The 13,852-nt window shown below is 58.1% G+C and carries 12 protein-coding genes; 4 read left to right on the plus strand and 8 right to left on the minus strand.

Going from position 1 to position 13,852, the window contains the following annotated elements; genetic code table 11:
• Positions 1-143: 143 nt before the first annotated feature.
• From repC to AC13RM_RS00105, 5 genes are all read right to left on the minus strand, one after another.
• Positions 144-1,367: a plasmid replication protein RepC gene (repC, locus tag AC13RM_RS00085; RefSeq protein WP_488554412.1), complete on the minus strand. Its 1,224-nt coding sequence runs from the start codon at positions 1,365-1,367 to the stop codon at positions 144-146.
• A 187-nt stretch (positions 1,368-1,554) separates the two neighbouring features.
• The gene (gene repB / locus AC13RM_RS00090) at positions 1,555-2,589 is read right to left on the minus strand and encodes a plasmid partitioning protein RepB (protein WP_374824550.1); all 1,035 of its coding nucleotides are present in this window, start codon (positions 2,587-2,589) and stop codon (positions 1,555-1,557) included.
• Positions 2,586-3,809, minus strand: coding sequence for a plasmid partitioning protein RepA (repA, locus tag AC13RM_RS00095; protein WP_488554413.1), 1,224 nt, complete (start codon positions 3,807-3,809; stop codon positions 2,586-2,588). The genes repB and repA overlap by 4 nt, the downstream gene beginning before the upstream one ends.
• A 610-nt stretch (positions 3,810-4,419) precedes the next feature.
• On the minus strand, positions 4,420-4,659 hold the full coding sequence (locus AC13RM_RS00100; protein ID WP_374824556.1) for a hypothetical protein: 240 nt from the start codon (positions 4,657-4,659) through the stop codon (positions 4,420-4,422).
• A 25-nt stretch (positions 4,660-4,684) separates the two neighbouring features.
• The gene (locus AC13RM_RS00105) at positions 4,685-5,590 is read right to left on the minus strand and encodes a LysR family transcriptional regulator (protein ID WP_374824559.1); all 906 of its coding nucleotides are present in this window, start codon (positions 5,588-5,590) and stop codon (positions 4,685-4,687) included.
• Positions 5,591-5,680: 90 nt separating this feature from the next.
• Between AC13RM_RS00105 and AC13RM_RS00110 the strand changes: the two genes are divergently transcribed.
• On the plus strand, positions 5,681-6,652 hold the full coding sequence (locus AC13RM_RS00110; RefSeq protein ID WP_374824562.1) for a nitrilase family protein: 972 nt from the start codon (positions 5,681-5,683) through the stop codon (positions 6,650-6,652).
• Between the two features lie 27 nt (positions 6,653-6,679).
• On the opposite strand, the gene AC13RM_RS00115 is transcribed toward AC13RM_RS00110, so the two are convergent.
• Both AC13RM_RS00115 and AC13RM_RS00120 read right to left on the minus strand, forming a co-directional pair.
• Positions 6,680-7,300, minus strand: coding sequence for a class GN sortase (locus tag AC13RM_RS00115; protein ID WP_374824565.1), 621 nt, complete (start codon positions 7,298-7,300; stop codon positions 6,680-6,682).
• Positions 7,297-9,555: a marine proteobacterial sortase target protein gene (locus tag AC13RM_RS00120; protein ID WP_374824568.1), complete on the minus strand. Its 2,259-nt coding sequence runs from the start codon at positions 9,553-9,555 to the stop codon at positions 7,297-7,299. Before AC13RM_RS00120 ends, AC13RM_RS00115 begins: the two co-directional genes overlap by 4 nt.
• Positions 9,556-9,726: 171 nt before the next feature.
• On the opposite strand from AC13RM_RS00120, the gene AC13RM_RS00125 reads away from it, so the two are divergent.
• On the plus strand, positions 9,727-10,488 hold the full coding sequence (locus tag AC13RM_RS00125; RefSeq protein WP_374824571.1) for a helix-turn-helix domain-containing protein: 762 nt from the start codon (positions 9,727-9,729) through the stop codon (positions 10,486-10,488).
• 7 nt (positions 10,489-10,495) lie between these two features.
• On the opposite strand, the gene AC13RM_RS00130 is transcribed toward AC13RM_RS00125, so the two are convergent.
• Positions 10,496-11,245 carry a 2OG-Fe(II) oxygenase gene (locus tag AC13RM_RS00130; protein WP_374824574.1) on the minus strand — a complete coding sequence of 250 codons (750 nt, stop codon included), beginning with the start codon at positions 11,243-11,245 and terminating at the stop codon, positions 10,496-10,498.
• A gap of 196 nt (positions 11,246-11,441) precedes the next feature.
• Between AC13RM_RS00130 and AC13RM_RS00135 the strand changes: the two genes are divergently transcribed.
• Together AC13RM_RS00135 and AC13RM_RS00140 are read left to right on the plus strand one after the other, a co-directional pair.
• A complete protein-coding gene (locus AC13RM_RS00135) occupies positions 11,442-11,951 on the plus strand; it encodes a cytochrome P460 family protein (protein ID WP_374824577.1) in 510 nt (169 codons plus the stop codon).
• A 476-nt stretch (positions 11,952-12,427) separates the two neighbouring features.
• The gene (locus AC13RM_RS00140) at positions 12,428-13,714 is read left to right on the plus strand and encodes an epoxide hydrolase family protein (RefSeq protein ID WP_374824580.1); all 1,287 of its coding nucleotides are present in this window, start codon (positions 12,428-12,430) and stop codon (positions 13,712-13,714) included.
• The last annotated feature ends 138 nt before the right edge of the window (positions 13,715-13,852 follow it).

The raw sequence follows: 13,852 nt of genomic DNA on the forward strand, positions 1-13,852 counted from the left end.
TCAATGGACGGCCATAGCTGAAGGATTGGCTTTGGCCGTATCATTTTATGGAAATAGCACATCTCGCTGCCTGTTCGTTCGGTAGCGCCTGAGGCTTATTCCAATTCCAGATCGTCGATATGCTGGAAAGCGATGCAATCCCATCATGAAACCCTCAATATGACATCGCTGTCTCCGCCGTTCGCTCGAAGTAATGCCATAAGCGCGGGCCTGAGCGAAAATTCGCCGCGTTTCGCCTTGGATGTAAGATCCCGCAGATAAGCGCCAGCCGAATTGATATGCCCTGATCGCTCGAGAATACAAGCCATCGTCGCGGCAGCGTTTTCCGGCCCCATTATCTCGCAAGCATACTGATAGGCCGAAGCACTGACGCCCAGCATCGATCGTACAACGACAGCCGCAGACATCAGGTCCCGCCAGTTGTTGATAATGCGCGTCGGTCCGTAGGAACTTATTTCCGGGCATGCCTTCAACACGAGAGCTAACGGGAAGATCTGCATGGGTTCTTTCTGCGACCCGCCTCTTTGCGAGGATCTCATTTCCAGCTTTGTTCGAAAGCTTGGTTCAAGTTCATTAAGGGATTCGGGATTCGAACTCTGTATGTGCTGCTCATTATGGGCGTCATTGGTGCTACAATTTTCAATTTTTTGCTGGGTTTCCAGAAGGTTGATGATCTCGCCACGAAGAAGTTTCATCTCTTCGAGAACGGAGATGATGTCGGACATTGTTGGGGAACGAGGAATGCGTGCCACAAGGGCGTCATAGCTGTCTTCGATCAGCGCCCACTTGCCCCCGATGCCTTCCGTGACTGCCGCCGTAATCAATTTGCGGACGTCGCGCCGGCAGATTGTCAGGCTTTCTTTGGCACGGCGGAATGCGATCCGCTCTGCTACGACCTGCTGAGCCATGATCGCAAGCTCCTCGGCACGCAGCAGCAGCGGTGAGACATCGAAGCCGAATGCATGCTCGATCTCGCCGGTCCTGCCTTTTCTCGCGTAGCGCTTGCCGTTAGCGCTATCCTTTCTGACGATCAGGCCAGCCTCGACAAGAAGCGCAAGATGCCTGCGAAGTGTAGCGCCCGCAATGCCGTGAGCACGCAAAGTCAGCTGCGCATTAGACGGAAAGACAACGAGCTGCGCGTCCGGCCGGAGTTCATTTTCGGGATAGAAGCTCAACAGAGCGTCAAGCACAGCAAGGCTACGATCCTGCAATCCGAGCTTTTGCCGTGCTTCGGATGCATCGCGAAAGACCTTCCATTTATCGACCGACTTGTTGGGCTCGATCCTGGTCACGGCGATCTGTTGCCGAAGCAGGGCAAGCGTCATCGGCCGCCGCCCAAAAGGCGTCGTTACACTTCCATTCTGCATTTTCCTCACCTTCAAGAGGCAAAAGAAATACGATCACCAAAAACGGTGCCAAAGACTCTTGACTGTGATTCGGGGAAATGCGATTCTTCAGTTGCTACATTGAAGAGAAGGCTTCCACGACGGCAACGTTTGGGGGCCTTTTTTCTTTTGCTAGGTTTCCTTTCCAATCAGAAAACCCTGACAGCTGTCAGGGGTTGCGTTTGTTTCTGGAGTGAGTGAAGCGCTCGACAAGATCGGGCAGCTCTTCCTCGATAAATCTTACGAATTCCGTACCCAGTTTGCCCTCGGCAGAGATCCGAACCTCCCGAGGCGACGTCATAAACACACCCAGCCTGGTTCCTGATGTATCGGAAATCGCGATCTGGGTGTTGCGCGCTTCAGGCGGAGGCTTGATTGCCTTCAACGCCACCTGAAAGCGTTGGTCAGAAGTTTCATTGGCCTCATTCGCGTCTGAGAGAGCGGCGCGCACCACTTTAAGAGCATTGGGCGCGGCGGATATTGTCTTCGCTAGGTCCAGCCAACGCGGCCGACCGACCTTCGGAGCCCTGCCGATCGCTTCAATGATATCCGCCGGAATCGTGCGGTAGACGCTCCGCATTCTCGCGAGCTCCGCATCTTCGATAGAAAGAGCCGCATAGATGTGGCGTGCCTTGATGCCCGCATCGTCCATGCGCGAGGCAAACAAGGCGCGTTCAATCCATGTCAGATCTTGACGGCCCGCATTTTCAATACCCTGAGCCAGAACCAGATCGAGATCGGATATCTCGACCTCTATGGCACGGACGGTACGGCCGAGCTCCAGAGCGGCCCGCCATCTGCGATGGCCATAGACAACCTGATACCGATCGCTTGAAGAAGGGTGCCGTCGAACCTGGATCGGAACCTTCTGGCCTTCCTCCTCGATGGAGCGCTTGAATCTCTCGAAATCATGGGGATCGTCGTCGGGCAGGCGATCCGGATAGGGCGACGCATCGATCACATGCGGATCGAGATCCTGAATCCAGCCTTCGCCGGATTCGACAATGGCGCGCAGCCGATCGCGCTCGGCGCGTATGTCGCCGATTGCGCGATGTGCGGCGCCGATCACGCCAGCACCGACGCGTCCTGACTGCGCAGGGGAGGGAGTGGGGGGCGCCGGGTCTGGTTTGTTTTCGCTGCTTTCCAATTCGGCTGATAGCAGGCCGAAACTGGCGACGATGGATTTTCTCGGGCTTTTGCTCATCCACGCCCCCAACTTGTATTGATGAGATGAACGATGGCTTCGTTGACGGCGTCTACCGCCTCGCGGGCGCGCTTGTGTGTGTCTCGGCCGATCTGCCCCATTTCAAGTTCGTAGAGGGAGCGCTTGGCAAGCCCGGCAGCCTCGACCGCGGTGCTCTCAATTGCCGTCGGCAAGAGGACATCAGTGCCGAAGAGATGGCGCAGCATCGCAACGACTTGCGATTGCGGCGCATCGTTCGGGTCGTGGCGCGTGATCAGATAGCGGATGAAATCCTGATCGAGCTGCGCGCCGCTTTCGTCGAGCACGCTGATAAGGTCGCCCATCATGAGCAGGAACTGGCTCATCGATGCCACATCGAGCATGGCCGGATGCACCGTGATGATCATGCTTGTAGCGGCGTAGATGGCGCTAAGGGTCAGAAATCCGAGCGACGGCGGCGTGTCGAGGATGACGATGTCGTAATCCTCTTCGACCTCGGCAAGCGCCAGCTTGAGGCGCTCGAAAAAGATGGCGCCGGAGCCGGATCTTTGGGCAAGAACGCGTGGCGTCTCGTGCTCATACTCCATGACCTCCAGGTTGCCCGGAACGAGATCAATGCCGTCAAAATAGGTTTTGCGGATGATTTCGCGGATCGAGCGCCTCTCGGTCGCGTCGTATCTGAGCGCCGCATAAATGGTTTCGTTGGCGCCGACATCGATTTCCGGCTGAGCGCCGAACATAGCCGAAAGCGAGGCCTGCGGATCGAGATCGAGTGCGAGCACGCGATAGCCATGCAGCGCAAGATAATGTGCGAGGTGAACGCAAGTGGTCGTCTTGGCGCTGCCACCCTTGAAGTTGGCGATCGCCATCACCTGCAGATGCTCGCCCGGCCGACGCCGAGGCAGGAAGCGAAGGGCTTCCGCTGGCTTCTGCTTGGCAAACAGCTCCCGCAATTCGTTGATCTGGGCAAGCGTATAGACCCGATGATTGTTCTCCAACCGGCTGGGAACAGGACCGCGGCCTTCGCTCGACATCAGCTTCAGGGTCGAATCCGGGATCGAAGTCAGCTTGGACACTTCGTTGGTCAGGAACTGGCGCAGCATCTTCTCGGATTTCGGCGGATACATCCGCGTTCTGAGCTGCTGGAGCTGACCAGACAACACCGTTGCATGCCGCGCGATTTTGCTGGCTGCATTTTCCTTCGAAGGAGCTACAGTCTCCGTGCGGTTCGCTATCGCCATTTGTCCCTCTTGGCGGCCTGTCGCCGGTTTGCCGACCTTTGCCCGCCAGAAGATAGAACACGATTCTGTCAGGCCGTCCAGAGATTAACGGTTAATGACCGGTTAACGTGTGACAGCCAAGACTCTGTCCTTCGCCACTTAATATGCTGCTTTTCCTATATTTTCTGCAGTAAGTCGCCGAAGGCGGCCGCAGCGATGACTCACACCTTTTGATAGCAAGTGCGATTACCATCGATCGCCCGACGCCTACCCGGCTAAGATTAGCGACGATTGTCGCAATGAAAATCACTATATCGGTCCGGGTGAGTCGACCCACTACGGGGGATCTCCCGCGAAATCTCAGCCTTCCTTCGCGGCCGATACAGGTGAAACGCATGGTGAAGAATCGCGTCGTTCGGCATCCGGGACGCTCAGGCGCGACAGTCTGCCTTTCTGCACCAACGGTTTCTCCCGAGGGTTTTCTCCTGGCCATCAGATGGTTTCGACATCGCCTTAGTCGAAGTATCGCGGAAATATCCGTTGTGGACGAATCATCACCATCCCTTGTCGAAAAGCGGGTCGGCTCTAGTTTGCGAATCATTAATGATTTGTGAGGGTTAGTGATTTTGAGTTATGATTGGAGCGGCGTCAGGACACGACGCATCAAAGCGATCAAGATGGCAGTTTCGGTGATGATTGCCGTTGCAATTCTCGGCACCCCAACAATGCTTTGGCTGCACGGTTCGTTTTGACCATCAAGCGGCTTGAACTGTCCGCTGACAACGTCGGGTAGGTTCATGTTTAGTGCCTTTCGGACAATGGGGTTGAAATGCATAACCCCATTGTCGGCGATGAGAGCGATCGCTTGCATCGCAGAACGCCGATGCGTCAGGCCTTTATCTCGATTGCCACTCGGCCTGCGAGCGGTCGAATTTCAGATTCTTCGATACATGATCGATGAAGCGGGCCAGCAGGGGGCTCGCATGTTTGCGGTGCCAGCAGATTCCAACCGGCCATCTTGATTCTGGTCCTGAGAGAGACTGCTTGTGGCTGGATCCTGCCAATGCCTGCACGCCACGCCAGGGCAGGAATGCGGCGCCCAGGCCGGCAGAAACGATAGCATGCACCGTCAGTATATCGTCGGCATATTGAACGATGCGAGGCTCGAAATCGGCAAACGAACACCAGCGTCTGATCTGATCATCCAGTCCCGGTCCGCGCGAGGGCGAAAGTGCCACAAAGCCGAGTTCATTCAGCTCCGTCAGCCGATCCTGGGTCGGCATTGCCATCCCACTCGGGAGTACAAGGGCCAGATGCTCTTCGAGCACGGGCATGAACGCCAGACCGCTATCGTCTTCCGGCGCCCGGCAGAAGCCGATATCAAGCCGGCCGTCGAGCAGGCGCTGATGCTGTTCTCGCGATGGCATGTCATTGAGCGTGATGCCGCAATCCGGCGTCGCTGCACGAAAGCCGGCAATCAGCTGCGGCGCGACGACGAGGGTCGATATTCCAAACCCGATATCGAGGTATCCGGTAAGGCCGGCCATCGCGCGATGCATCTTCCGGTCGACATCGTCGTTCAATTGAAGAAGCGGGCGTGCTTCGCGCTGCAGGAGCTCTCCTAGCGGCGTCAGCTTCGCACCATGACGACCACGTTCGAACAACGCTCCGCCCATTGCGGCTTCCAAAGCTTGAATCTGCTTGGTCAGGGTCGATTGGGTGACGAACAGTTTTGCCGAAGCCTTGCCGTAGTGGCCGGTGTCGATCAATTGAACGAAGGATCGGAGGAGCTTTATTTCCATTCTATCCAGGAATAATTTCAATCGATAAAGTCATTTTACGAAAGAGAGGTCGCATGGTCAAATTGCTTCATGGCGAAAGGAGCAATCGACATGGCGCTCAAAATTTCATCCGTGCAGTTTCAGCATCGGGCCAATGACAAGGCCTACAATCTCTCGCGTATAGAGCATTTCACGGAAGAAGCCGTTCAGGCTGATAATCAGCTCGTCGTCTTTCCCGAAATGTGCATCTGCGGATATTGGCATGTTCCCAAGCTCGATGGTCCCGCGCTGCAGGCGCTGGCGGAGCCGCTCTCGGGGCCTTGGATCAATCGGGTCGCCGCCCTGGCGCGGGAGAAGGGCATTGCGATCGGTGCCGGTTTCCTGGAGTTGGGTGAAAACGGAAAGCTCTATAACAGTTACGCGGTCTGCATGCCGGATGGGAGCGTCCATTGCCATCGCAAACTGCATGCCTGGGAGCATCGCCTCATTTCCAGCGGTGATGCCTTCACGGTCTTCGATACACCTTGGGGAATTCGTGCTGGCATCCTGATCTGCTGGGACAATAATCTGGTCGAGAATGCGCGCGCCACCGCATTGCTCGGCGCCGAATTGCTGATCGCGCCGCATCAGGCCGGCGGCGGGCATTCGGTTAGTCCGCACGGGCTGAAGCGAATACCGGTCGAAAAATGGATCAATCGCCACGAAGATCCAGAGGCGATCGAGGCCGAATTTCGAGGTCCGAACGGCCGGGAGTGGTTCATGCGCTGGCTGCCGTCGCGCGCCCATGACAACGGAATGTTCCTCGTCTTCAGCAATGGTGTCGGCCAGGATGAAGACGAGGTGCGCACCGGTAATGCCATGATCCTCGATCCCTATGGTCGGATCCTGGCCGAAACCTGGGCGGCCGCCGATGCGAGGGTGAGCGCTGAAATCGACCTGGCCTTGCTCGACAAGTGTACGGGCCAGCGCTGGATAAGAGGCCGCCGCCCCGAACTCTATGGTATCCTGACACAACCCAACGCCAACGGCCTCGCGCCCATGGACGCGCGTTACTCGGAAGCGTCTACCCGCACCGGCGGGTAGGGGAGGCTCCATATGGCTGGCCATGGTCTATTTCGCCATCGTGTCTTCGAGATCGGCATAGACCAGATAGCGGAGCGGCCCCGAGGTCACGGCGTCGAAGGGAAAGCACGTCGCCAGCACGAGATGGACGCCATTGGCATCGGGGTCGATTTCCGCCTCGTCCCAGCGGGCAACGGCCATGTGGGTCACGCGGAAAGTGAAGGCCCTGCCATCGCGGCGTGTAATGCGGATGCGGTCGTTCTCCTTTATGTCTCTCAGGAAGGTAAAATGGGTATCGCGGTGTGCCGCATAGACCGCTGTACCCTCTTCGCCGGCCTGCGGCGTGTTGTCGAGATGGCCGGGGCCGAAGGCAAGCGCCTGTCCGCTTGCACCCTTTAGCGCGATAGCGGAAACGCCAAGTCGCGGAACCTCGATACGCGCCACCGGCCAGGTGTCGGCCCAGCTCCATGGCTTGACCGGTGCGCCTGATGTCACGCTTTCGGCGAAGGCACGTTCCAGCAGGACTTGCGCCAAAGCCGCTTTGGCGTAGATCCATCCTCCTTGTGCGGCGAGGAAGAGACCGGCGGCGATGAAAATGCCGGCCGCAAAAATCAGAAGGGAGCGCGCTGGCGCGCTCCCGATGGTTTGGAGGCGAGTGGCGGCGATCATGCCCGGCTCCTTCGCGATGCTAGGAACAGCAGCGAAGCTCCGCACAGGAGAGCAAGCAGTCCCTGGAGGATGAGAAGCATTCCCGGCGTTGCCGTCTGAGGTAGCGGAACGCTGGCCTGAGCCGGTGCGGAGATGGGTTCAAGCTCCGCATCGCCATCGGCACCCTGCAACTTATCAGCTGTCTGCTGATGTTTGCTGTCGGCTTTCGCATCCCGCGTTGCACCGATGCCGAGGAGCTTGTTGTAATCCCAGCCCGCGGGAAGCTGCAATGGAATGTCGGCCTGTGTCAGCGGCGCGTTTGTCGGCCGTAGGCGCTTGGTGTCGACTGCGACGAGACTTGTGAGGCGTGTGACCAGATGATGGTCGAGTGCCAATTGCAGGATGCGCTTGTCGGCATCGGCCTGCGAGATCTTGCCGAGCGTGAGATTGATCTCGGCATCATCGATCTGGCGCCGCGCCCAGATCTTGGAGATACCCTTGGCATTGCTTGCCTGATCAAGCGGCAGGGAGATCGTCCATGGCCGATTGCCGACCATGCCGCTGACGGTGAGCGAGCCGACAGCTTTGCCCATCCGGGCGGCAAGCACCAGCGGTTCGCCATGGTAGATGTCGGGCAGGAGGTTGGGTGACAGGCTGACATTCCTCTCCGAAAAGGCAGCCGCGACATCGGTGACGGCCGGATTCTCCAGCCTGTCGAACAGGGCGCGCATGCGCTCGTTCACTTCGGCGACCGAACCGATGTGGGTGAAGCTGCCACGGCCAAGTTCCGCGGCGCGGCTCATCAGGTACGTATTCGGCGCCGAGCCGATGCCAACCATGAAGATGCGAGAGCGTCCGCGCGACTTCGTGATGGCATCGAGAAGCTGCTGCTCGTTGCTGACTTCGCCGTCGGTCAGGAACACGACCTGGCGCAATCCGTTGGCCTGGTGGCTGTCGTCGAGTGCTGCTTGGAGCGGCGGCAGCATTTCCGTTCCGCCTGCAGCTTCCAGTCCGGTGACGAAGCGGCGGGCCGAGGCGATATTTTCAGCCGTCGCCATGACCGAATCGGGGAAGAATTTGGTCATCGTGTTGTCGAAGCGGATAACGTTGAAGCGATCGTTCGGCTCGAGCCGGGACAGGGCATAATCGAGGCTCGCCCTTGCCTGTTCGATTGAGGTGCCGCCCATCGACCCGGAATTGTCGATGACGAAGACCACTTCGCGACCCGCCTTCTGCGGCGTTGCCACCGCCGGCGGCATCACATAGGCAAGCATATAGTCATCCTTGCCGACATGCTCACGGAAGAGACCGACGCTCGGCATATTGCTTGCGACCGCGCTCCATTCGAGCACGAAGTCGCGATCGGCAGTCGCATCACGGTCCAGGACGATCCGGCGCGCGCTATCGCTTACTTTGTCGATCTTGACCACGTGATAGAGGCTTTTGACGTCATCAAGAGGAAAGCCGGCGTTGAGATTGACCTTGAGGGTGACAGGGTTGGCGCGGTCGCCGCCGGGGGCCATGAGCGGCGCGGAGATGGGCTGGTCGCTGTCCTTGCGCGATGGGCTCTGTTTGGTTTGACCCCAGCCGGCTTTCAGGTCGGCCTGCTGGGTGATGGGCGACGCGTCCTGCGGGCTGTAGCGCGGCGCGACGACCAGCGGCACCCGCAGGGAGAAGCGGCCGTCCGCCAGGCGGACCGACTGCTGATATTCGATCTGAACGACGATCTTTTCATGCGGGCCAATGTTTGCGACCGCATTGGTAAAGACATTCGGGCGCTGCTGTTCGACAAGGGACGCCTTTTTTCCTTCCCTGCGCGCTTTCTCGTAGATGGCGCGCGCAGCCTGCTTCTCCTTGATATCGGCGACAACGACCCGGTTGCCGACGATCATCTTCAGGGAATAGACGGCGCTGTCTTCCGGAAGAGGAAATACGTAGAGGGCTTCGACCCACTTGTCGGTCGTGTTCTGGAAGGCTTGCGTGAGGACTGCGCGTGCCGTCGGTCCATTGACGTCGAGATCGACATCGGTCGCAAGGCGGGGCGCCTCGATATATTTTCCGTCTTCCTTGGTCTGAAGAAGAAGGCTGCCGGTGCCCATTTCGTTCGGCGTGACGAAGGCTGTTGGTTGCGCGTGCGATTCCAGGGGATGCAGCAGTGCGAAAATGACGGCAAGCACCGGCAGCAGGATGGCATTGCTGAACCAGAGCAACAGGCCGAATCTGATGAGGAAATTTTGCCGCTTCTGGTAGCGCGAGACGTTTGGCGAGGCTGACATGACAGGCTCCTTATTCGCTGGTGGAATGACTGAAGCCATTGTGAACAAAGGCTATTTTCTCGCCAGCGTAAGCTTTGCCCTGTTTCGTCCGCATCTTGCCGCAAACGGTCTTGCCGGTTACGGCCATGTGTGGAATTGTGAAGAAAATTACGCAAACAGGAAAACGAATGAATGGTCCAGGGCGACCCTTATTTGTCCGACAGTCAGAACAGTGCCGTGGCGGCGCGAGTTCGCGAAGAGATCGCCCGACGGCGCATTTCGAGGCAGCGTCTTGCCAATGACGCGCGCATCAGTCTTTCGACGCTGGAGAAGGCTCTTTCCGGTCATCGCCCTTTTACTCTTGCCACCCTTATTCGCCTGGAGCAGGCGTTGGGCGTCGTCCTGCGGGAACCGAGCGGAACGCAAGCACCTGTCGTCAACGACAAGCCCGGCCATGCTCCTGAAGAACTCGGTGCCTATTCCCGCGCGTCGGTTTCCTGGCTGGAAGGTACCTACCTGACGCTTCGTCCGTCCTTCGGCGATGCGAATGCGATTTTCGCCTATTGCACCGAGATCGCCTGGGATGGAGAACGGACCTGTCTGAGTTTCCGGGAACGCGAGCGCAGCGATGCCTCTTTTTCACAGCAGGGCTCGGTGTCGGTGCCGCACCTGTCGGGGCATATCTATCTGGTGACGAATTCCTCCGGGCAATATCGCATGGCGATATTGTCGAAGCCTAGTATCACCGGCGAAATGTTCGGTCTGCTGACGACATTGCGCGCGGGGCAGGGCTCACATCTCACACCCGTTTCGACGCCGCTCGCCCTCCTGCCTATGTCGGCTTTGGCGCAGCCGTCGCTGGGGCGTGTCCTGGCGGGCGACCAGAATCATGAGGCATACTCGGCCATCATGCACAGAATTACCGGAGAAAATTACGCCGGCTTCGTCGGATAGCGATGCCTCAGCGGGCGTCGTGAAAGATGATGCCGACGGTGTGGCGCATGCCGGAGCGGACGCGGCTTACCCCGTGCCTGAGATTGACGCGGTAGCTTCCCTTCGTTCCCCGCACGGGGCGATTGTGGACCGCAAAAGCGACGGCATCGCCCTGTCGAAGCGGCACGACTTCCACGCGGCTTTGCATGCGCGGCCGCTGCTCGGTCAGGACAAACTCGCCGCCGGTGAAATCCCGTCCCGGCTCGGAAAGCAGAATGGCCACCTGAATCGGAAAGGCAAGCTCGCCGTAGAGGTCCTGGTGCAGGCAATTGAAGTCTCCCGGCACATATTGCAGCAGCAGCGGTGTCGGGCGCCTCTGACCGAGCTCATGGCATTGCCTCAGGAAGGCTGCATGTTCATCGGGATAGCGTTCCTCGACGCCCATGCGTTCATTCCACCGGTTTGCGATGCCGGCGAGGTGGGGATAGAGCGCTGTGCGCAATCCACCGAGAAGCCACGGCAGCGGATAGTTGAAATAGCGATATTCACCTCTTCCGAAGCCGTGACGCGCCATGATGATGTGGCTGCGGAAATGACGTTCCTCGGAGTAGAGCCCGGAGACCGCAGCGCATTCATCGGGTGCCAGAAGCTTCGGAAGGACGGCGCAGCCGAAGCCGTCAAGCTCTCTTGCCAGCGACGGCCAATCATAGGCGTCGATCCGAGCCTCTATAGAGTTTTCCGTGAAAGCCGGTGCGGAAGTGGAGATCGATGTGTTCATGTCGGGTCCTCGGAAGCCGTGATAAGCTGAAGCCTAGCGTCCGAACCGGAGCGGTAGCCACCCGATTTCCGATGAGCAGCTCACACGAATGGGTTTCCCTGGCTACATTGCGATACAATCGAGCCGTTTCCTGAAATTTAGCGGATACAATTCCCGGCGATCTTCTGCGGGATCATCCGTCAGGCAGGAGTCTAAAATGAAATTTGCATTCCTCGGTGCATTTGCCGTCTCAAGCCTTGCCGTCGGCATCGCCGCGTCTCAATCGGCAGGTTCTGCAACGCCGCCGGAAAATGCATCGCCGATCTACGGCGTGACCATACCGGAAGGCTATCGGGACTGGAAATTCATTGCGCCGGCGCAGGAGGCTCCGCCGCTCGACGAGCTTCGCGCCGTGCTCGGCAACGATATCGCCGTTGACACCTATAAGAAGGGCACCCTGCCTTTTCCCGACGGCTCGGTCCTCGTCAAACTGGCCTATAAGCGCAAGCAATCGACGGAGTTCGCGCCGGCAACCGTGCCGGGTGCGCCGACCACGGTGCAGGTCATGGTGAAGGATTCCAAGAAATATCCCGATAGTCACGGCTGGGGCTTCGGGCGGTTCGTCGATGGCAAGCCGGTCGATATTGCTCAACATGAAACCTGTCTCAGCTGCCATGTCGGCAACGTCAGGGATCACGACTACGTCTTTACGCGCTATGCGCCGTAAGGCGCTGCAACGCGATTAAGTGAAATTTGCCGGCCTTATCTCATCATATCGCGGCCGGCCGGCTATCCATGGTTTCTCCTCCCGCCAGGATAGCCGCCCTTATTTTACCCATAGACGAGCGCAGCTTCGAGCAGGTAGCCATCGAGCCGTTTCCATCATCATGGAAGAGGAACTTCGTAAGCCCGCGCCATCTCTATGGGGTCGCCGCAGGGCTTGGCAGCCCCGCATTGCCTCATCTCGCACCCCAAGATTCTCCAAAAATTCTTCTTCACTGGCTACTCGGCCAAGTTCCATATTTTTCGGGTGCATTTTGCCGCTGCCAAAGTCAAAGCGCGGAGTTCTATATTCTATTGTAGCCTCGGTCGATCCGGACACGGAAAGATACAATTTGACGCGGTTGAGGACACAACCGGGATACACGCCGAAAGCAAAACTTCGCGGCATTCAACAAACCTCCCAAACATTTGGAGATTCTGATGTCGCCTTTATCCTTCTCAATGAACAGACGCGCCTTTGTGACTGCGGCCGCTGTCGCTGGAGCGGCCTCGCTCTTGAAGCCTGCCATGTCCTTTGCCGCATCGGACACCTTGCCCGACGGTGTGAAGCCGTTCAAGGTCCATATTCCCGACAGCGCGATTGCCGAGTTGAAGCACAGGCTTGCGACGGCACGCTGGCCGCTCAAGGAAAATGTCGCTGACGACTCCCAGGGCGTGCAACTCGAACGCCTGCGCGATCTCGTTGGATATTGGGCCGACGGTTATGATTGGCGAAAGGTGGAACAGAAGCTCAATTCTCTGCCGATGTTCATGACCGAAATCGATGGGCTGGATATTCACTTCATTCACGTTCGCTCCCCACACGAAAACGCAATGCCGCTGATCATGACCCATGGTTGGCCGGGCTCGATTCTGGAGATGCTCAAGGTCATCGATCCCTTGACGAATCCCACCGCTCATGGCGGCAAGGCCGAAGACGCCTTTCATCTCGTGGTGCCATCGATCCCCGGTTTCGGCTTCTCCGGCAAGCCGACGACGCAGGGCTGGGGTTCGGATCATATCGGTCGGGCATGGGGCACGCTGATGAATCGGCTCGGATATGAGAAGTTCGTCTCGCAAGGTGGTGATTGCGGCTCGGTCATCTCCGAGCGCATGGCGCATCAAAAGGTGCCGGGATTGCTGGGCATTCATCTCAACATGCCTGCGATCGTTCCAAAAGAAATCGTGCCGATTTTGGCTGCAGGTGCCCCGGCGCCCGCAGGTCTCACTGCGGACGAACGGGCTTGCTTCGACAAGCTCGCGATTTTCTACCGAGACAGCGCTGCCTACGCGCAAATGATGGTTACGCGTCCGCAGACGATCGGTTACTCGCTCGTCGATTCACCGATCGGAATGGCCGCGTGGATGTACGACAAGTTTGCCGAGTGGACGTATAGCAACAAGCAGCCGGAAAAGGTTCTCACTCGGGACGAGATGTTGGATGACATTTCTCTCTATTGGTTCACGGAGACCGGTACCTCGGCAGCCCAGATCTATTGGGAAGACCACACCAACAATTTCAACGCTCTCGAAAGGATCCCTTCCGTGCCGGTCGCGGTTAGTGTCTTTCCGGGAGAAATCTATCAGGCACCCAAGTCGTGGACGGAGCGTGCCTTCGGCAATCTGATCTACTTCAACAAAACCGAGAACGGCGGGCATTTTGCGGCCTGGGAGCAGCCGGCGATTTTCACCAACGAAGTCAGGGCGGCATTCCGCTCGCTGCGTTAAGCGAGCCAAGGCTTCTGACTCGGTGAAAGCACTGCAGGCGAGCGATGCCCCACGCTCGACTGCGGAAGAGGGGGAAGCGTACAGCATTCCCCCTCACAACGAATAAGGGATCCCGGCGAATTTAATGCAGGAGACTTT

Source organism: Martinezella sp. CNPSo 3732, assembly GCF_057784515.1.

Bases quoted from the DNA above. Each gene is read 5' to 3' on its own strand.
- AC13RM_RS00135 (WP_374824577.1), top strand. From the start codon at position 11,442: ATGAAATTTGCATTCCTCGGTGCATTTGCCGTCTCAAGCCTTGCCGTC.
- AC13RM_RS00125 (WP_374824571.1), top strand. From the start codon at position 9,727: ATGGTCCAGGGCGACCCTTATTTGTCCGACAGTCAGAACAGTGCCGTG.
- AC13RM_RS00130 (WP_374824574.1), bottom strand. From the start codon at position 11,245: ATGAACACATCGATCTCCACTTCCGCACCGGCTTTCACGGAAAACTCT.
- AC13RM_RS00100 (WP_374824556.1), bottom strand. From the start codon at position 4,659: ATGCAAGCGATCGCTCTCATCGCCGACAATGGGGTTATGCATTTCAAC.
- repC (WP_488554412.1), bottom strand. From the start codon at position 1,367: ATGCAGAATGGAAGTGTAACGACGCCTTTTGGGCGGCGGCCGATGACG.
- AC13RM_RS00120 (WP_374824568.1), bottom strand. From the start codon at position 9,555: ATGTCAGCCTCGCCAAACGTCTCGCGCTACCAGAAGCGGCAAAATTTC.
- AC13RM_RS00110 (WP_374824562.1), top strand. From the start codon at position 5,681: ATGGCGCTCAAAATTTCATCCGTGCAGTTTCAGCATCGGGCCAATGAC.
- AC13RM_RS00105 (WP_374824559.1), bottom strand. From the start codon at position 5,590: ATGGAAATAAAGCTCCTCCGATCCTTCGTTCAATTGATCGACACCGGC.
- AC13RM_RS00140 (WP_374824580.1), top strand. From the start codon at position 12,428: ATGTCGCCTTTATCCTTCTCAATGAACAGACGCGCCTTTGTGACTGCG.
- repB (WP_374824550.1), bottom strand. From the start codon at position 2,589: ATGAGCAAAAGCCCGAGAAAATCCATCGTCGCCAGTTTCGGCCTGCTA.
- AC13RM_RS00115 (WP_374824565.1), bottom strand. From the start codon at position 7,300: ATGATCGCCGCCACTCGCCTCCAAACCATCGGGAGCGCGCCAGCGCGC.
- repA (WP_488554413.1), bottom strand. From the start codon at position 3,809: ATGGCGATAGCGAACCGCACGGAGACTGTAGCTCCTTCGAAGGAAAAT.